The organism is Psychrobacter sp. TB55-MNA-CIBAN-0194 (genome assembly GCF_040309505.1).
Classification (GTDB): domain Bacteria; phylum Pseudomonadota; class Gammaproteobacteria; order Pseudomonadales; family Moraxellaceae; genus Psychrobacter; species Psychrobacter fozii.
On sequence record NZ_JBEOOW010000562.1, the window covers coordinates 1 to 252 of the forward strand.

Consider the following 252-nt stretch of genomic DNA (forward strand, 5'->3'; position numbering starts at 1 on the left):
TTCTTAGCCAAAGGCGACGTGGCGCTAAGTGTTGCCATTACTTCTATATCCACCCTACTTGCGCCTTTTTTGACGCCTATTCTGTTAAATATTTTTGCCGGTCAATTGATTGATATTGATTTAGCCAGTATGATGCTAACCATTACTAAAATCGTTATTTTACCGATATTATTAGGGGTTATTTTCCACAAATTTTTGGGTAAAAAGATCGAGTTCGTCACCGAGATATTACCGATGGTGTCGGTATTGGGT

General features: G+C 38.5%; 1 protein-coding gene. It reads left to right on the forward strand.

Features of this window, described 5'->3' with window-relative positions:
* Nucleotides 1–252, forward strand: a 252-nt coding sequence (locus tag AAEY75_RS16295) for a bile acid:sodium symporter (RefSeq protein WP_352260195.1), incomplete at both ends; no start/stop codon positions are given.